At 70.6% G+C, this 17,831-nt stretch carries 12 protein-coding genes; 2 read left to right on the plus strand and 10 right to left on the minus strand.

Annotated features, from left to right (window positions below):
* Positions 1-3 precede the first annotated feature (3 nt).
* The 6 genes from trxB to ACGFZL_RS05000 form a co-directional block, all read right to left on the minus strand.
* Positions 4-972, minus strand: coding sequence for a thioredoxin-disulfide reductase (trxB, locus tag ACGFZL_RS04975; RefSeq protein WP_355168220.1), 969 nt, complete (start codon positions 970-972; stop codon positions 4-6).
* Between the two features lie 123 nt (positions 973-1,095).
* Positions 1,096-1,974, minus strand: a complete 879-nt coding sequence (locus ACGFZL_RS04980) for an anti-sigma factor family protein (RefSeq protein ID WP_393689301.1) — start codon at positions 1,972-1,974, stop codon at positions 1,096-1,098.
* On the minus strand, positions 1,971-2,618 hold the full coding sequence (sigM, locus tag ACGFZL_RS04985; RefSeq protein ID WP_393689303.1) for an RNA polymerase sigma factor SigM: 648 nt from the start codon (positions 2,616-2,618) through the stop codon (positions 1,971-1,973). Before sigM ends, ACGFZL_RS04980 begins: the two co-directional genes overlap by 4 nt.
* A 34-nt stretch (positions 2,619-2,652) precedes the next feature.
* Positions 2,653-4,374 (minus strand): protein kinase family protein, encoded by a 1,722-nt coding sequence (locus tag ACGFZL_RS04990; RefSeq protein WP_393689305.1) that lies wholly within the window; start codon positions 4,372-4,374, stop codon positions 2,653-2,655.
* Positions 4,375-4,513: 139 nt separating this feature from the next.
* Positions 4,514-6,901 carry a murein biosynthesis integral membrane protein MurJ gene (gene murJ, locus ACGFZL_RS04995; protein ID WP_355168228.1) on the minus strand — a complete coding sequence of 796 codons (2,388 nt, stop codon included), beginning with the start codon at positions 6,899-6,901 and terminating at the stop codon, positions 4,514-4,516.
* A gap of 44 nt (positions 6,902-6,945) precedes the next feature.
* Positions 6,946-9,279, minus strand: coding sequence for a DUF6049 family protein (locus ACGFZL_RS05000; RefSeq protein WP_393689308.1), 2,334 nt, complete (start codon positions 9,277-9,279; stop codon positions 6,946-6,948).
* Positions 9,280-9,410: 131 nt separating this feature from the next.
* Here ACGFZL_RS05000 and ACGFZL_RS05005 point away from each other — a divergent pair, with 131 nt between their 5' ends.
* Entirely contained in the window at positions 9,411-10,835 is a 1,425-nt protein-coding gene (locus ACGFZL_RS05005; RefSeq protein ID WP_407078446.1) for a CCA tRNA nucleotidyltransferase, read from the plus strand.
* A gap of 55 nt (positions 10,836-10,890) precedes the next feature.
* Here ACGFZL_RS05005 and ACGFZL_RS05010 read toward each other — a convergent pair whose 3' ends face one another.
* From ACGFZL_RS05010 to ACGFZL_RS05025, 4 genes are all read right to left on the minus strand, one after another.
* On the minus strand, positions 10,891-11,433 hold the full coding sequence (locus ACGFZL_RS05010) for a hypothetical protein (RefSeq protein WP_355168234.1): 543 nt from the start codon (positions 11,431-11,433) through the stop codon (positions 10,891-10,893).
* Positions 11,434-11,557: 124 nt separating this feature from the next.
* The gene (locus tag ACGFZL_RS05015; protein ID WP_393689311.1) at positions 11,558-12,820 is read right to left on the minus strand and encodes an MFS transporter; all 1,263 of its coding nucleotides are present in this window, start codon (positions 12,818-12,820) and stop codon (positions 11,558-11,560) included.
* 77 nt (positions 12,821-12,897) lie between these two features.
* Positions 12,898-13,980, minus strand: a complete 1,083-nt coding sequence (locus tag ACGFZL_RS05020; RefSeq protein ID WP_355168238.1) for an inositol-3-phosphate synthase — start codon at positions 13,978-13,980, stop codon at positions 12,898-12,900.
* Between the two features lie 44 nt (positions 13,981-14,024).
* Positions 14,025-14,702, minus strand: a complete 678-nt coding sequence (locus ACGFZL_RS05025) for a PadR family transcriptional regulator (protein WP_355168240.1) — start codon at positions 14,700-14,702, stop codon at positions 14,025-14,027.
* A gap of 353 nt (positions 14,703-15,055) precedes the next feature.
* Between ACGFZL_RS05025 and ACGFZL_RS05030 the strand changes: the two genes are divergently transcribed.
* Positions 15,056-17,746 carry a transglycosylase domain-containing protein gene (locus ACGFZL_RS05030; protein ID WP_393689314.1) on the plus strand — a complete coding sequence of 897 codons (2,691 nt, stop codon included), beginning with the start codon at positions 15,056-15,058 and terminating at the stop codon, positions 17,744-17,746.
* Positions 17,747-17,831: the final 85 nt, after the last annotated feature.

Here is a 17,831-nt window from a genome sequence, read left to right on the forward strand (position 1 = left end):
GGGTCAGACAGCGGTCTTCTCGGGCTCGGCCTTGTCCTCGTCGGTGAGCGCGGCCAGGAAGCGCTCGGCGTCGAGAGCGGCGGAGCAGCCGGTGCCGGCGGCGGTGATCGCCTGGCGGTAGGTGTGGTCGACCACGTCACCGGCGCCGAAGACGCCGGTCAGGTTGGTGCGGGTCGAGGGAGCGTCGACCTTGAGGTACCCCTCCGGGTCCAGGTCGAGCTGGCCCTTGAACAGCTCGGTGCGCGGGTCGTGGCCGATCGCGATGAACAGGCCGGTCACCGCCAGGTCGGACAGCTCGCCGGTCTTGACGTTGCGGAGCTTGAGGCCGGACAGCTTCTGCTCCCCCTGGACCTCGGCGATCTCGCTGTCCCAGATGAACCGGATCTTCGGGTCGGCGAAGGCGCGCTCCTGCATCGCCTTGGAGGCGCGCAGGGTGTCCCGGCGGTGGACGATCGTCACGGACTTCGCGAAGCGGGAGAGGAATGTAGCCTCCTCCATCGCCGTGTCGCCGCCGCCGATCACGGCGATGTCCTGGTCCTTGAAGAAGAAGCCGTCGCAGGTCGCGCACCAGGACACACCGCGGCCGGAGAGCGCGTCCTCGTTCGGCAGGCCCAGCTTGCGGTGCTGGGAGCCGGTGGTGACGATGACGGCCTTCGCCCGGTGGACGGTGCCCGCGGTGTCGGTGACGGTCTTGATCTCGCCGGTCAGGTCGACGGCGACGACGTCGTCCGGGATCAGCTCCGCACCGAAGCGCTCGGCCTGGGCGCGCATGCTGTCCATCAGCTCGGGGCCCATGATGCCGTCGCGGAAGCCGGGGAAGTTCTCCACCTCGGTGGTGTTCATCAGCGCACCGCCGGCGGTGACCGCGCCCTCGAACACCAGCGGCTTCAGCGACGCGCGCGCGGTGTAGAGCGCCGCCGTGTATCCGGCGGGCCCGGAGCCGATGATGATCACGTTTCGGACGTCGCTCACGGCTGCATTCCTCGTCTCTGACTACGTCTTCAGGGCCGGGCGGAGCTGTCTTGCGCGCTCACATCCCACCCAACGGATCCTAAGGGGCGCGCATTCCCGCTGTGTCCGGGCACACGGCTGGGCTCAGGATCGGACGTAGGAGCGGCGCAGAAGTACCTTTCCCGGACCGACCGACGGATGCGTCACACAGGCCGACTCGACGAGGTAGGCGGTCACGCGAGTGTCGTCGGAGGCGTCGGGCAGCACCACGAGGAGGGCTTCCTTGCCCTGGTAGACGCCCTCCTCGGTGGCGAGCGCGGTGTCGTCGGTGCGACCGATGCCCCGCCGTACGCAGTCGGGCACGGTCGGCTGCATGAAGACGTGGTTCTCCGTGGTCCCGTTCTCGGTCGCTCCGGGGTCGGACTGGGCGCCGAAGCTGTGCGGAGTGCGCGGTCCGCTTCGTTCGCTCTGCCCCTCGGTGATGAGCTGGGTCACCCGCCCCTTCAGCTCGCCCTCGGAGAAGGTGTCCGTGAGCCCCGTCTTCTGCCCCTGGGCGGTTTCGTCGGGCGAACCGTCTCCGGTGAGGGATGTCACGACCACGGAGCCGATCCCGAGGGCTGCGACGGCGGCCACGGTGCCGAGAACGGCGATCCTGCGGCGCCTGCGCCGGCGGGGCGGTGTCCGACCCGGGCCGGTGGTGGCGGTGCGGGGGTGACCGGTGGGCCGGTCCGCAGCCGTCGATGTTTCACGTGAAACAGAGGCGCCGGGGTCGTCGCGTTCGGCGGCCAAGGCGTCCGCCACCCGGTCGGCGACGTCGTCCGGCATCCGCTCCGGGCCGGCCAGGGCGCCGAGAAGGTCCGGGATCTCCGCCAACGAGGCGAAGACACCCGAGCAGAGGTCACAGGCATCAAGATGCTGCCGCACCGCCGTACCGCGGGCCGGACTCAGCAGGCCCTCGGCGAAGTCGGAGATCTCCGCGACGTCCGGATGCCGGGTCTCGTCCGTCCTCGATGACGTCGTCACGCTCGTCCACCTCCGCCCTTCTTCGCCTCCGCCGTGGGTGTGACGGACGTGTCCGGTGTCCGGTTCCCGCCGAGGCGCAGATGGGCCACGAGCGGCAGCAGCCTGGCTCTGCCCCGGGAGCACCGGCTCTTGACCGTGCCGACCGGCACCTCCAGGATGCGGGCGGCCTCGGCGACCGGGTAGCCCTGCATGTCCACCAGCACCAGGGCCGCTCGTTGATCGGCGGGCAGTGTCTCCAGCGCGCCGATCAGCTCGCGGTGCAGGTCGTTGCGCTCGGCGGGGGCCGCCGCGGACTCGTGGGGCTCCAGCAGCTGCTCGAACCGCTCGGTGTCGTCCACCGGGGCGGTCTTCCGGGAGTCGGCCTTGCGGGCGTGGTCCAGGCAGGCGTTCACCGTGATCCGGTGCAGCCACGTCGTGACGGCCGCCTGGCCGCGGAAGGTGTGCGCGGCCCGGTAGGCGGAGACGAAGGCGTCCTGCACGGCGTCAGCGGCTTCCTCCCGGTCGCCCAGTGTGCGCAGGGCGACCGCCCAGAGCCGGTCCCGGTGCCGGCGGACCAGCTCACCGAAGGCATCGGGGTCGCCCGCCACGTGCCGGGCCAGGAGGCCCTGGTCGCTGACATCGCCGTACGCGGTGCCATCCGCCATCGGGCCTCCCCCCCCCCTCGCGTCCGGCAGGCGTTCAGCCCTTGAACGTCACGTCGGTGACCGCCTGCTTGTAGCCCGAGTCGCTGTACCCGTCACCGGACGCGTACGGCAGCGCCGTGAACCACACCAGGACGTAGCGGGCCTTGGCCGGCTTGTCGACCTTCACCGTGGCGGAGTTCGCACCGGTGGTCGTGGTGCCGAGCCGCTGCATCGAGTCGACGGAGCCGGTCGGGCTGAGCGAGTCCGCCGCGTACAGCGTCACCGTCGTGTGGTCCCCGGCGTACCGGAGTCCTATCGACGCCGAGGAGACCGTCCGGGTCGAGCCCAGGTCGTAGACGATGCCGACCCCGGGTTTGACGGAGGGTGCCATCTCGGGGCCGTCCAGGAAGCTCTTGGTGCGCCAGTACGTCGAGCCGTCTCCGTCGTAGGTCTTGGCCACGTCCCCGGGGGCCTGGGCCGAGCCCTTGGCCACGTACTCCTGGGCGCCCTCGATGGTGAGGGGCTTGCTGACGGGGAGTTTCGGGCCCTTGTCGCCGGTGTCCGTGGTCTGGGTCCGGTTCTGGTCGTCGGCCTTGCCGCCCCGGTCCATCAGCGCGTCGGCCAGTTGCCAGCTGCCCAGCCCGAGCGCCGCGATCAGCAGCGCGGAGACGCTCCACTTCAGGGCCCTGCCGGTGCGGCTCTGCAGTGGGGGCGGCGGCGACGGCACCGGCTGGGTGGCACCGGGGTGCGGCGCGGGACGGCCGTAGGCGCCCTGCTGGTAGGTGGTGTGCTGGTACCGGGGCGGCGTCGTGTAGTCCGGCTCCGGCGGGCGGACGCGGGGCATCTCGCCAAGCGCCTTCACCAGCTCCTCCGGCGTGGTGCACGGGGACTCGTGGCGGGAGGCGGTCGCGCCGTCGTTGACGAGTGCCCGCATGGCCAGCTCGGACAGTCCGCGGTGGACACCGGCCCGCACCTGGTCCGGCGGGATGAGACCGATGTCCTTGGGCAGGCCGATCAGACCGTGGGCGTCGCTCTCGTAGGGCCAGCGCTGGGTCAGCGTGGCGTACAGCAGGGCGCCGATGGCCTCGGTGTCGGTGCGCTGCGGGGTGTCGGAGCCGACGCCGCGCAGCGCGGCGTTGACGGCGAGTCCGCGGATGCGCCACTGACCGGTCGACGTGCGGAGCACCGCGTTGGGGTTCAGCCGGAGGTGGGCCAGGCCCTCGCGGTGCGCGGCGGCCATCGCCGAGGCGACCTGGCTGACCATCTGGTAGGCGTCGTAGACGTCCAGCGGCCCGGCGGCGAGGAGGGCGGTCAGCTCGGTGCCGTCGGGGAGCCACTCGTGCACGACGTAGACGAGGTCGTTGTCCTCGACGGCGTCCAGCACCTGGACGAAGCGGGGGTCGCCGAGGAGCGCGGAGGAGCGGGCCGCGGCCAGCACGGAGCGGGCGCGGGCATGGTCGGCCGGCAGGACGTGCACGCCGACGGCGCGGCGGAGCTTCTCGTCGACGGCCCGCCAGCTGCTGAAGCCGTCCAGTCGGGTGAGGCACTCCTCGAGCCGGTAGCGTCTGGCGAGCTTGTGGCCGCTGTGCAGCTCGGGAGGCGAGGTCTTGCCGGACGACGGCTCGCTCGCGGGGTCGACCTGTGCCTCTTCGCTGTCCGTGTCCCGCTCCCGGTTGTTGGCCACCCCGTCGGCCGTGGACTGGTCCGCCTCGGCGGTCAGCGGCTCCTCGCCGCTGGTGTCTGCCACGTCGACGGCAGCTGTGCTCCGTTCCGCCACCGTCGTCCCTGCCTCCCCACTCGATGCGCGCCGGCCACATCCGTTGCGTGCGGTCCGACGCAGGAACCAATTGTGCCCACAGTCCGCCGCCATGCACGACACACGGCGACGGACGATGGTTGTGCGCCTACCCGGGGCCTCAGCGTCCCAGACGCCCGCGCACCATGCCGACCAGGGAGTTGACCTCCTCGATGCGCAGCCGGCGGGCGATGACGAAGAAGACGCCGAGCAGCAGGACGCCGCCGGCCAGCAGCGCGGCCAGCGAGCCGAGGACGCCCTGCCCGAGGCTCTGACCGATGCCGTAGGCAGCCGCGCCGCTGAGCAGGACGGCCGGGACGGAGGCGAGGGCGAGCCGTGCGTAGGTCCGCAGCACCCGGGCGCCGTCCAGGTCCCCGCCGAGCCGCTTGCGCAGCCGGCGCCAGGCGACCCCGACACCGATCGCGTAGGCCACGCCGTACGCGGCGGCCATGCCGACCACCGCCCAGCGGGCGGGCAGCAGCAGGTAGCACAGTCCCGACGCGGCGGCGTTGACCACGGCCACGATCACCGTGTTGTAGAAGGGCGTCCGGGTGTCCTCGTAGGCGTAGAAGGCGCGCAGGACGACGTACTGGACGGAGTAGGGGATCAGGCCGAGGCCGAAGGCCATGAGCATGTAGCCCATGTTGGTGGCCGCTCCCGTGCCCGAGGACCCGAAGATCAGGGTGCACATCGGGATGCCGAGCGCGAGGAAGCCGAAGGACACCGGCACGATGGCGACCGCCGTGGTGCGCAGTCCCTGCGAGATGTCGTCGCGGACGGCGCCGCCGTCGTCGTCGGCCGCGGCGCGCGAGATGCGGGGCAGCAGGGCGGCCATCAGGGAGACGGTGATGATGGCCTGCGGCAGGCCCCAGATCAGCTGGGCGTTGGCATAGGCGCTGAAGCCCGTGCCGTCGATGCGGGTCTCCTTGACGGAGGCGGTCGCCAGCTGGGTGACGACGAGGGCGCCGGCCTGGTTGGCGAGGACGAACAGGATCGTCCACTTGGCGAGCATCGCGGCCTTGCCGAGCCCGTGTCCCCGCCAGTCGAAGCGCAGGCGCAGCCGGAACCCGGTCTCGCGCAGGTAGGGGATCATCGCCAGGGCCTGGACCACGAGGCCGAGCAGGACGCCGATGCCGAGCAGCCGCTGACCCTCGGGCGGGATGCTCTCGACCGTCATACCGGAGTGCGAGGCGGTGCCGTAGACCCAGATGAACATGCCGAGCGTCACGATGATGACGACGTTGTTCAGGACCGGCGTCCACATCATCGCGCCGAACCGGCCGCGGGCGTTGAGCACCTGTCCCATCACCACGTGGACGCCCATGAAGAAGATGGACGGCAGGAAGTACCGGGTGAAGGTGACGGCAACCTCGTTGGCCGGCGCATACGTGGCGACGGGGTTCGACAGCGCGCGCACCAGCAGGGGGGCCGCCAGCATGCCCAGCGCGGTGAGCACGCCGAGGGCGACCATGACCAGGGTCAGCAGCCGGTTGGCATAGGCCTCGCCGCCGTCGTCGTCTTCCTTCATGGAGCGGACGAGCTGGGGCACGAAGACCGAGTTGAGGCCGCCGCCGACGGTCAGGATGTAGATCATCGTGGGTAGCTGGTAGGCGATCTGGAACGACTCGCCCAGAAGGGAGAGGCCCAGCGCGGAGACGATCATGGCTGAGCGCACGAACCCGGTGAGCCGGGACACCATCGTGCCCGCCGCCATGACCGCGCTGGACTTGAGCAGCCCGCCCGCGCGCCCGCCCTTCCTGGACGCGGTGCCCAGCTGGGTGGTGGCCTGGTCCTGGAGGGGCGGCTCGGCCGCTTCCGGCGTCGGCGCCACCGCGTACTGGTCGGGAGCCGGTGCCGCGTACGGCCCGGTGGCCTGGGCCTCGCCGCCGTACGGGGGGTTGCCGTAGTGACCGGGGGCCGGGGCGTCGCCGTAACCGCCGGGCGCCTGCGCGCCGCCGTACGGGTTCGGGGTCTGGGGCGCGCCGTAGGGGCCGGGGGCCTGGGCGGGCGCGGGGACCGCCGCGGGGTCGTCGTAGGCGGGGTGGCCGCCGCCCTGCTGCTGGTCGCGGAAGAGGTGGGCGAAGGCGTCCGGCTCGTGGCGCTGCTCGCCGGCCTGGCTGACCAGGTCGTCCACCCCGACGTACTGGGTGGTGCGGGGGTCGTCGCCGTACGGCAGGTACTGGGTGGGGCCCTCCGGCTCGGGCGCCGGGGTCTGGGCCCAGACGCGCGGGTCGGGGGCGTACGGCGACTGGGGGGGCTGGGAGTACAGCGGCTGCTGCGGGTAGGTGCCCGGCGGCGGGGGAGGATGCGCGGCGCCGTCGTAGAGCGCCTCGGAGACCGGGTCCTGGGCGGAGAGGTCGTGCGCCCGGTAGGGGTCCTGGTCGTAGGCGTCCTGGAGGTACACGTCGGCGGGCGGCTGCTGTGCGCCGGCCTGGTCGGGCGGCGGCCCCTCGGGGTGTCCCGAGCCGTCCACGGTCCGACCGCGGTCACCGTCGTACGGCGCGTTCATGCTTACCCCACCTCATCGTCCCGGGCCGACCGGCCACGACATCCTCAGCGGTCCACTCTCTCACCCGTGCCGGACGGGTCGGCGCTTTCCGTTGCGGTGTCCGGCTTCGGGTCACTCGGCTGCTCCGGATTCCCCTCCGCGTTCCCCGGCTCCGCGGTTCCCTCGGGACCGTCCTGCTCGGCGTCCCGGGCGGCGGCCCGCTTGCGCTGGGTGTACATCCGGAAGCCGGCGAGGACGAGCAGCAGCACACCGCCGCCGATGACGAGCATCACCGTGGCGGTGATCTCGGTGACCTTCACGTCGAAGGTGACGGCCTGACCGTAGGGCCGGCCGTCGAGCGTGTACAGCTGGGCGATCACCGTCGCCCGGCCGTTGGCGTTGGCCGAGGTGGTGAACTTCACCGACTGGCTGTGCCCGCCGGAGACGGACACAGGCTGCTCCTGGTAGGCGGAGCCGTCGATCTTCAGGCGCGTCGGGTTGGTCGAGGAGAGCCGCAGCACGAGCGGTCCGACGTCCTGTACCAGGTTGTTCTGCACGGTGACCGGGATGGTCGCGCTGCGGCCGGACAGCTTCGTCTCCGACTTGTCGATCAGCTTGACCCGGCCGGTCAGCGCGTCGAGGTAGCTCGTCACGCCGTCGCGGAAGGTCTCCGCCCGGTCGGCGCGACCACGCCACGACGCGGACATCCCACGGTTCAGGGCCCGCCCGAAGGGGGTCACCACCCGGGACGGCTCGGACAGCACGACCGTGAAGTCGGTGAGCTTGGCCTGCGTCTGCCCCATCTGCGTGAACGCCGACCGCGGCAGTTCGTTGCGGCGCAGCGCGGCGGGGTAGGCGGAGTCGCCGGGCACCGATGTGGTGGCGTCCGGGTCCGGCTCGGCGGTGGCGGCGGCCTTCAGCTTCTGGGGCTCGGACCAGGTGCCGCTCTGAAGGGTCCGCAGCGCCGACGCCATGGCCCGGGCCTGGCTCGCCGTGGGCATGCGCGGCGGTGCGACGACGATGCTGCGCTGTTTGTCGGTCTGCTGCTCGAGCGCCAGGCTCTGGGCGAGGAACCCCTGGATCGCGAGCGTGGACGCGGACGCCTTGGTCAGATCGCCGTCGAACGCCGTGGACAGCCGGGCGTCCGCGACGACGGCGGTGGTGCCGCCGCCGATCGGACGGGCTGCGGAAGGGGTGTACGGCAGACCGTTGGTCTCCTGGAGGCTGTCGCTGCGCGCGATCACCTTGTCGGCGCCGGCGGAGGTGGCGACCTTCACGATGGACCGGTCGACGGCGCCTTCCACCGGCCAGGCGAAGTCCGTGCTCGGCTTCACGTGCAGGATCGGCTCGACGGTGTTGTCGACGACGTCCGTGGCGTCCTTCAGCTGGCTCAGCGAGCCGGCGCCGGCCGTGCCGTTGTGGGCGAGGGAGGCCAGGTCGGGGTCGGCGAAGGGCAGCGCGACGACCTCCTTGTCGGCCACCGCCTTCTGGAGGTCGGCCAGCCACTGCTTGGCGGCCTCCTGGTGCGTCCCGGCGACGGTCTTGTCGCCCTCGCCCTCGCGGACGCGGTAGCTGCCGGTCATCGCGTCGACAGAGGCCAGCAGGTCCGGGTCGACCACCCAGGTGACGTCGAGGTCCTTGCCCAGCGTCACCATCTGGTTCAGCCGGCCGCCGGGCGAGATGTCCTTGGCCAGGTCGTCGTTGAGGAAGACCGGGGTCTGCTCCTCGTCCGGGCCGGTCTCGGCGGCCATGTGGGTGGTCGAGACGAGCGGCCACAGGGCCGTGGTCCTGGTCTTGGGGTCGGCGCCCTCGGGCTGCCAGGGCAGGAAGGTCCGCTGGATGCCGAGGATCTGCTCCCACGGCTGGGCCGAGGTCTGCCCGGAGAGCGACACCGCGAACTGGTAGACACCGTCGTCACCGAGGTCCAGGTCGTCGACCGGGACGGAGATGTTGAAATGCTCGGCGACGCCGGGGACGAGCTTGGAGAACTTCTCCGTGTACTTGTCGTCGATCTCCGGCGGGACGGTCCCCCTGAGGTCGTCGCTGTCCTTGGCGACGGCGTCGAGGGACGAACGGGTGTCGATCTCCGGGCCGACGCGCAGACCCACGTGGGCGCCGGTGACGGTGCGCTTGCCGTTGTTGGTCACGGTGCCCGACACGGTCACCGTGTCCCCGTCCGTCGGGGCCGAGGGGGTGAGCGTGTCGACGGCCACGGCGACCGAGCCGGCTCCGGCGTCCTGCTTCGGTGAGGCCGGCGCGTCCGCGCTCGCCGGACCCGCGGCGGGCAGCTGCACCACTCCGGCCAGCAGGGGGGCACCCGCCAGCAGCGCTGTGGTGCGCCGCAGCCACCGGCGGGCAGGTGAGGCACTGGTCCCCTGGAAGTCTGCCGCCTCGGCCACGCGCTCGTCCGTCCCTCGTCGTCAGTGGTCGTCGGAATGTGCGTCCACGCATGGTAACGATGCGCGCTGAGGGTAAGTGCCGCGGCGTACGCCACAAGATCGTCCGGCGGGGCCACGTACCCTGTCCTGTTGTGCCGAACGCCAACGATGACAACGACCGACGCCCCATGAGCGAAGCGCTGCGGGTCGCTCCCGTCGCCGACGACCTTGCCCGCCGGTTCCAGGAGGCCGGGTTCGCCCTCGCCCTGGTCGGCGGCTCGGTGCGGGACGCGCTGCTCGGCCGGCTCGGGAACGACCTGGACTTCACGACGGACGCCCGCCCGCAGGACGTGCTGAAGATCGTGCGGCCCTGGGCGGACGCCGTCTGGGAGGTCGGGATCGCCTTCGGCACGGTCGGGGCCCAGAAGGACGGCTTCCAGATCGAGGTCACCACCTACCGGTCGGAGGCCTACGACCGCACCTCGCGCAAGCCGGAGGTGTCGTACGGCGACTCCATCGAGGACGACCTCGTCCGCCGGGACTTCACCGTCAACGCCATGGCGGTCGCCCTCCCGGCGAAGGAGTTCATCGACCCGCACCACGGGCTCGACGACCTCGCGGCCCGGGTGCTGCGCACGCCGGGGACCCCGGAGGCGTCCTTCTCGGACGATCCGCTGCGGATGCTGCGGGCCGCGCGTTTCGCCGCCCAGCTGGACTTCGAGGTGGCCCCCGAGGTCGTCGCCGCGATGAAGGACATGGCCGGGCGCATCGAGATCGTGTCGGCCGAGCGGGTCAGGGACGAGCTGAACAAGCTGATCCTCTCCGCTCACCCCCGCAAGGGGCTGGCCCTGCTGGTCGACACCGGCCTCGCCGAGCACGTGCTGCCCGAGCTGCCCGCCCTGCGCCTGGAGCGTGACGAGCACCACCGGCACAAGGACGTCTACGACCACACGCTGATCGTGCTGGAGCAGGCCATGGCCCTGGAGAGTGAGGGCCCCGACCTGACCCTCCGCCTGGCCGCCCTGCTGCACGACATCGGCAAGCCGCGCACCCGGCGCTTCGAGACGGACGGGCGGGTCTCGTTCCACCACCACGAGGTGGTGGGCGCCAAGATGACCAAGAAGCGCATGACGGCGCTCAAATACTCCAACGACCTGGTGAAGGACGTCTCGCGCCTGGTCGAGCTGCACCTGCGCTTCCACGGGTACGGCACGGGCGAGTGGACGGACTCCGCGGTCCGCCGGTACGTCCGGGACGCGGGGCCGCTGCTCGACCGGCTGCACAAGCTGACCCGCTCGGACTGCACCACCCGCAACAAGCGCAAGGCCTCCGCGCTGTCGCGGGCCTATGACGGGCTCGAGGAGCGGATCGCGACGCTCCAGGAGCAGGAGGAGCTGGACGCGATCCGCCCGGACCTCGACGGCAACCAGATCATGGAGATCCTCGGCGTGGGCCCGGGCCCGGCCATCGGCCAGGCGTACAAGCACCTGCTGGAGCTGCGCCTGGAGAACGGGCCGATGGAGCACGACGCGGCGGTGACCGCGCTCAAGGAATGGTGGGCCGGCCAAGAGGGCTGACACAGAGGACGGAGGGGCATGTTTCACGTGAAACATGCCCCTCCGTCATGAAGAGCTACTTTTGCATGTCCGCCAGGCACAGCAGGAAGTCCTTGCCGTCGCCGCTCTGGGTATAGAAGAAGTCGAAGTCCTTCGTCCGGCTCTGACACTGCTGCGAGGCCAGCGTTTCGCCCAGGTAAGTGCCCTCGATCTTGGCTTGCACCTTGAACTGTGCCCCCGAGTCGCCGCAGTCGACAACCTCGAGGTCCGGGTCGGTGTCGCTGCTGCTGCCGCGGTGCATGCAGTCACCGACCTTGGCGGTGTCGGCGTCGTCACGGCTGGCGATGTAGCCGCCGATCGCCACACTCACGACGATCACCGCGACCACGATGTTCTTGATCGTCTTGAAGCTCACCTTGCGGCCGGCCGGCTGCGGCGGGACCGGGGCGTACGGCACGCCTTGCGGGGGGAAGCCGGGCTGGCCGGGCTGCTGGGGGTACCCCGCCTGCTGGGGGAAGCCCGGCTGGCCCTGGGCGTAGGGGTTCTGTCCGTGCGGCTGCTGCGGGGCCTGCGGCTGGCCCGGAGCGAACGGATTGCCCTGTGGCGGCGGAGTGGTCACTTGGGGGTCCCCCTCAAACATGGGTGCGTGTCGCGGACATGCCCGCGAGTAAGACGCACGTAAGCTACCGGGCCCCGATGACATCTCCGTAATCCGTCGGGACTCTGTGGCCCTGATGTGACACTTACTGGCGGGGAAACCGGGCCATAGCCGCCGCAACCGCGCCGTAGACGGCCGCGACTGTCACGATCAGCGTTACCGACCGGCCGTCCGGCGGCAGCATCGCCGCGGCCACCCCCGCGGCACCGACGAAGGCGGCGTTGAACAGCACGTCGTAGACGGAGAAGATCCGGCCGCGGAAGGCGTCATCCACCGAGGACTGCACGACCGTGTCGGTGGCGATCTTCGCCCCCTGCGTGGTCAGCCCGAGCACGAACGCCGCCGCGAGCAGCGGCCCGGTGGCGAACGGCAGTCCCAGCGCCGGAACCAGCACCGCGGCCGTCGCCGAGCACCCGGCCATCCAGCGCCCCGGCCCCAGCCGGCCCACGGCCCAGGGCGTGAGCAGCGCTGCCGCGAAGAACCCGGCGCCGGAGACGCCCAGCGCCAGGCCGAGGAGCGCGAGGCCGGCGTCGGTGTCCGACGTCAGGGCGTACCGGCAGAGCATCAGCAGCATCACCAGCAGCGCGCCGTAGCAGAACCGCATCAGCGTCATGCCGGCCAGCGATCGGGCCGCGTCCCGCCGGGCGGGCGCCGCGAGGTGACGCACCCCCGCCATCAGGTCGCGGGCGGCACCGGCCAGGGCCGAGGCCAGCCGCGGCCGCAGGTGCGAGCGGTCGGGACCGAGTTGCTCGGGCGGGATGCGCAGGGCGGCGAGGGCCCCGCACAAGTACAGCGCGGCGCCCAGCAGCACCACGGCGGCGTCGGAGTCCGCGCCCAGAAGGCGCACGACGAAGGCGAGGCCGCCGCCCGCCGTCGCGGCCAGGGTGCCGGCCGTCGGAGACAGGGAGTTGGCGATCACCAGCCGGTCGGCGTCGACCACGCGGGGCAGCGCGGCGGACAGGCCCGACAGGACGAACCGGTTGACGGCGGTGACGCACAGGGCGGACGCGTAGAACAGCCAGTCCGGGACGGCCGCGATCATCAGCAGGGCCGTGCCCGACGCCAGCAGGGCGCGCAGGAGATTGCCGTGGAGGAGGACCTGCCGACGGCGCCAGCGGTCGAGGAGGACGCCGGCGAAGGGTCCGACCAGGGAGTAGGGAAGCAGCAGGACCGCCATGGCGGAGGCCACCGCGCCGGCCGAGGTCTGCTTCTCCGGCGAGAAGACGACGTACGTGGCGAGCGCGATCTGGTAGACGCCGTCGGCGCCCTGGGAGAGCAGGCGCACGGCGAGCAGGCGCCGGAACCCCTTCAGGCGCAGCAGCTCCCGAAGATCACGGACGACGGCCATGGGGCCCAGCCTCACATACGCCGAGGTCCCCGGGTCGTGCGACCCAGGGACCGTCAGCGGAGTTCAGCCCGAGGCGCTCAGCGCTCGACCTCGCCCTTGATGAACTTCTCGACGTTCTCGCGGGCCTGGTCGTCGAAGTATTGGACCGGCGGGGACTTCATGAAGTAGCTCGACGCCGACAGGATCGGGCCGCCGATGCCGCGGTCCTTGGCGATCTTCGCGGCGCGCACGGCGTCGATGATGACACCGGCGGAGTTCGGGGAGTCCCAGACCTCCAGCTTGTACTCCAGGTTCAGCGGCACGTCGCCGAACGCGCGGCCCTCGAGGCGGACGTACGCCCACTTGCGGTCGTCCAGCCAGGCGACGTAGTCGGACGGGCCGATGTGGACGTTGTTCTCGCCGAGATCCCGGTCGGGGATCTGGGAGGTGACGGCCTGCGTCTTGGAGATCTTCTTCGACTCGAGACGGTCGCGCTCGAGCATGTTCTTGAAGTCCATGTTGCCGCCGACGTTCAGCTGCATCGTGCGGTCCAGGATGACGCCCCGGTCCTCGAACAGCTTCGCCATGACGCGGTGCGTGATGGTGGCGCCAACCTGCGACTTGATGTCGTCACCGACGATCGGCACACCGGCCTCGGTGAACTTGTCCGCCCACTCCTTGGTGCCGGCGATGAAGACCGGGAGGGCGTTGACGAAGGCGACCTTGGCGTCGATGGCGCACTGGGCGTAGTACTTCGCCGCGTCCTCGGAGCCGACGGGCAGGTAGCAGACCAGGACGTCGACCTGCTTGTCCTTGAGGACCTGGACGATGTCGACCGGCTCCTCGGCGGACTCCTCGATGGTCAGGCGGTAGTACTTGCCCAGGCCGTCGAGGGTGTGGCCGCGCTGGACCTGGACGCCGCTGTTGGGCACGTCGCAGATCTTGATGGTGTTGTTCTCGGAGGCGCCGATGGCGTCCGCGAGGTCCAGGCCGACCTTCTTGGCGTCCACGTCGAAGGCGGCGACGAACTCGATGTCGCGGACGTGGTAGTCCCCGAACTGGACGTGCATCAGGCCCGGGACCTTGGACGCGGCATCGGCGTCCTTGTAGTACTCGACGCCCTGCACCAGCGATGCCGCGCAGTTGCCCACGCCGACGATGGCTACGCGAACCGAACCCATTCCGGTTGCTCCCTGTGTGTACGAGTGAGGCCCTGACTGGGCGCTCACGTGGCGGTGTCGCCGGGCGTATCCGGCCGGGGGTCGCCCCCGGGCCGGGGCAGGCCGCCCGTCGCTCCCTGTGTGGTGTCCTGCTGAGCGGTCCCCTCGGCGGCGGAACCCCGTAGGTCCCGCCCCGCCCGCTCGCTCTCGATGAGCTCGTTCAGCCAGCGCACTTCGCGCTCCACGGACTCCATGCCGTGGCGCTGGAGCTCGAGCGTGTAGTCGTCGAGGCGCTCCCGGGTGCGGGTCAGTGAAGTCCGCATCTTCTCCAGGCGCTCCTCCAGCCGGCTGCGCCGCCCCTCGAGCACGCGCATGCGCACGTCCCGCGACGTCTGCCCGAAGAAGGCGAAGCGGGCGGCGAAGGTCTCGTCCTCGTAGGCGTCCGGGCCGGTCTGCGACAGGAGCTGCTCGAAGTGCTCCTTGCCGTCGGCCGTCAGCCGGTAGACGATCTTGGCGCGGCGCCCGGTGAGGGTGGCCGCGGCCTCGTCCACGTTGCCCGGTTCCTCGATCAACCAGCCGTTCGCGACCAGCGTCTTGAGGCACGGGTAGAGGGTTCCGTAGCTGAACGCCCGGAACACGCCGAGTGACGTGTTGAGCCGCTTGCGCAGCTCGTACCCGTGCATCGGGGACTCGCGGAGCAGACCGAGGACAGCGAACTCGAGGATCTCGGAACGCCGGCTCATCGTCTCCTCCTCTCGTCCTTATGCCGTGCTGATGTATCGACTCGATACATCCCGACGATAGAACGCCCACCCTCGCGCGACAAGAGGGGGCAGCGTGAACGGGATCACATCAGCGATTCATCGGAAGTAAGTTGCCTGATTTGGGGTGAACTTCGGAGCTCGGGTGTTTTGCCGGTGCGTAGTCTGTGCGCCATGCAGACCACCGGGAACCGCGTGACGCCTGGGGCGCGTCCTCGTCCCCGGTGCAGTACGGGTGAATGCGGCGGGGACCGCGTCCGTACGTCGGGGGGACCGGAAACCAGTTGCCGCTTCCAGGTGCGCAGGGGTGCGCCTGCCCGAGGAGTAGTCGTTCGATGAGCGAGCACCGTCGCAAACCGCCGCAGCCGCAGGGAGGCGGACGTGCCGCGGCCCGGCGCGGACAGAGCGGCTCGTCCTCCGGCCGCCGTGCGGCTCCGCGTGGCGCCACAGGGTCTTCCGCCGGCTCGTACGGCTCCGGCGCCGAGGAGCGTCCCTACGCGGGACGCGCCGAGGCCCGCCGCGCCGCGCAGCGGAACGGAGGCGGTCGCCGCCGGGCGGCCGAGCCGGGCCGCGGTGGCCGGCGAGCCGCTCCCGGTGGGCCGGGACAGGGCGGTGCCGCGTCGTCCGGCAAGCGGCGGATGATCGACTACCCCCGCGCCGGCCGGTACGGCTGGCAGCGCTGGGTACCGTCCTGGAAGCTGACCTCCGGGGTCTGCCTCGGCTTCTTCGGCAGCATGCTGGCCGCCGCCGGCATCGCGTACGCCATGGTCGGCGTCCCCGATGTGGCCAAGATGGCGAAGGCGCAGAACAACGTCTACTACTGGGCCGACGGCACTCGGATGATCGCCACGGGCGGCGAGCGCAACCGGCAGGCGGTCGGGCTCTCACAGATCCCGAAGGCGATGCGGTACGCGGTCATCTCCCAGGAGAACAAGACCTTCTACTCCGACAACGGAGTCGACCCCAAGGGCATCGCCCGGGCCGTGTTCAACATGGCCAAGGGAGGCGAGACGCAGGGCGGCTCGACCATCACCCAGCAGTACGTCAAGAACGCCATGCTCGAGGACCAGTCGCAGACGATCACCCGCAAGGCCAAGGAGATCCTGGTCTCCGTCAAGGTGGGTGCCGAGGTCGACAAGGACGAGATCCTCGAGGGCTATCTGAACTCCGCCTACTACGGCCGCGGGGCCTACGGCATCCAGGCGGCGGCGCGGGCCTACTTCAACAAGGACGCCGTTGACCTGAACCCCGGCCAGTGCGCCATGTTGGCGGCGGTGCTCAAGGGCTCCACCTACTACGACCCCGCGGGTGCGACCTCCCTCGACCCGAGCGCCACCTCGACGGCCAACAGCGCCCGTGCGCAGCGACAGATGCAGGACACGCTCGACAAGATGGTGGAGTACGGGCACTTGGACGCGGCGGAGCGCGCCGAGTACCGGGCGCTGCCCAAGGTCCAGAACCCGCGTTCCAACACGGAGCAGTCCGGTCAGATCGGCTATCTGGTCGACCTCGCCAAGGCCTCACTGCTCAAGAACAACGTGGCGACCAAGCACCAGCTCGACCAGGGCGGCTACTCGATCTACACCACCTTCGACAAGAAGAAGGTCGAGGAGCTGGAGGGCGCGGTCACCAAGGTCTACAAGGCGAACATCAAGCCCGACAAACGGCCCGAGCTGGACACGCACGTCCAGTTCGGCGGAGCGTCCGTCAATCCGGAGACGGGTGCCATCGAGGCCATCTACGGTGGCGCCGACGCGACCAAGCACTTCAGCAACAACGCGGATGAGACCGGTGCGCAGGTCGGTTCCACGTTCAAGCCGTTCGTGCTGGCGGCAGCGATGAAGTGGGGCGTGCGCGATCCCGACCTCGACAAGGACCAGTCCCAGGACGAGCGTACGGTGGTCTCGCCGAAGAGCCTGTACAGCGGCCGGAACAGGCTCAAGATCAAGGACTATGACGGGTCGATCTGGATGAACGAGAAGGGTGAGCAGTGGCCCCAGCCCAATGACGGCGAGGAGTCCGTGGGCAGTCCGCCGGATTACAAGATCGACTTGCGGGAGGCCATGCGGAAGTCGGTGAACACCGCCTTCGTGCAACTTGGCATGGACGTCGGCACGGACAAGGTGAAGGAGGCCGCCGTGCAGGCGGGCCTGCTGGAGAGCAGCCTGTCCGGTTCGACCTTCCCGGCCTTCTCCATCGGCATCTCGGACCCCAGCGCGATTCGCATGGCCGGGGCGTACGGGACCTTCGCGTCCAGCGGCGTGCAGCGCGATCCTTTCTCCGTCACCAAGGTGACGAGCAAGAAGGGCACGATCTACACGCACGAGGTCAAGGACAAGCGGGCTTTCACCTCGAAGGTCGCGGACAATGTGACGGACGTCCTGAAGACGGTCGTGGACAAGGGAACGGGTACGAACGCCCAGCTGCCGGGCCGTGACGTGGCGGGCAAGACCGGCACCACGGACGGCAACAAGTCGGCCTGGTTCATCGGCTACACCCCGCAGCTCTCCACCGCGATCACGATGTTCCGCTTCCAGGACGACGAACGGGTCAAGAACCGGAAGTTCCTGAAGATGTACGGGACGGGCGGTCAGGATTCCATCCACGGCGCGTCCTTCCCCGCCGAGATCTGGCACGACTACATGTCCCAGGCGCTCAAGGGCACCAAGGCGCTGAGGTTCCCGACCCCGGAGCCCATCGGCGAGGTCCTCCACGACACTCCACCCCCGTCGCCGAGCCCGACGCCCACGCCCTCCAAGTCCCAGGAGACGACCCCGAGCCCGACGCCGACCCCGACGCCCAGCAAGCCCGAGCCCACTCCGACGCCCACGCCGAGCGGTACCTGTGGCGTCTTCGAGTGGAACTGCGACGACGAGGACGACGGCGGCGCCAACGGCGGCAACGGCCCGGGTGGCGATGGTCCGGGCGGCGCCGGCGGACCCTCCCCGACCCCGTCGCCCACGGTCACCGGAGGCGAGGGTGGCACCAGAGGCGGAGGCGGCTTCATCTCCGGCCCGAACGGCTAGGACCGCTCACCGCTTCGGCGGGCAGAACGCCCAGGATGGGTGTTTCACGTGAAACAGCCGGATGTTTCACGTGAAACACCGGCCG

The sequence above is a fragment of the Streptomyces sp. NPDC048182 genome, assembly GCF_043202555.1.
Lineage (GTDB): Bacteria > Actinomycetota > Actinomycetes > Streptomycetales > Streptomycetaceae > Streptomyces.

Bases quoted from the DNA above. Each gene is read 5' to 3' on its own strand.
- sigM (WP_393689303.1), bottom strand. From the start codon at position 2,618: ATGGCGGATGGCACCGCGTACGGCGATGTCAGCGACCAGGGCCTCCTG.
- murJ (WP_355168228.1), bottom strand. From the start codon at position 6,901: ATGAACGCGCCGTACGACGGTGACCGCGGTCGGACCGTGGACGGCTCG.
- ACGFZL_RS05015 (WP_393689311.1), bottom strand. From the start codon at position 12,820: ATGGCCGTCGTCCGTGATCTTCGGGAGCTGCTGCGCCTGAAGGGGTTC.
- ACGFZL_RS05020 (WP_355168238.1), bottom strand. From the start codon at position 13,980: ATGGGTTCGGTTCGCGTAGCCATCGTCGGCGTGGGCAACTGCGCGGCA.
- ACGFZL_RS05025 (WP_355168240.1), bottom strand. From the start codon at position 14,702: ATGAGCCGGCGTTCCGAGATCCTCGAGTTCGCTGTCCTCGGTCTGCTC.
- ACGFZL_RS05030 (WP_393689314.1), top strand. From the start codon at position 15,056: ATGAGCGAGCACCGTCGCAAACCGCCGCAGCCGCAGGGAGGCGGACGT.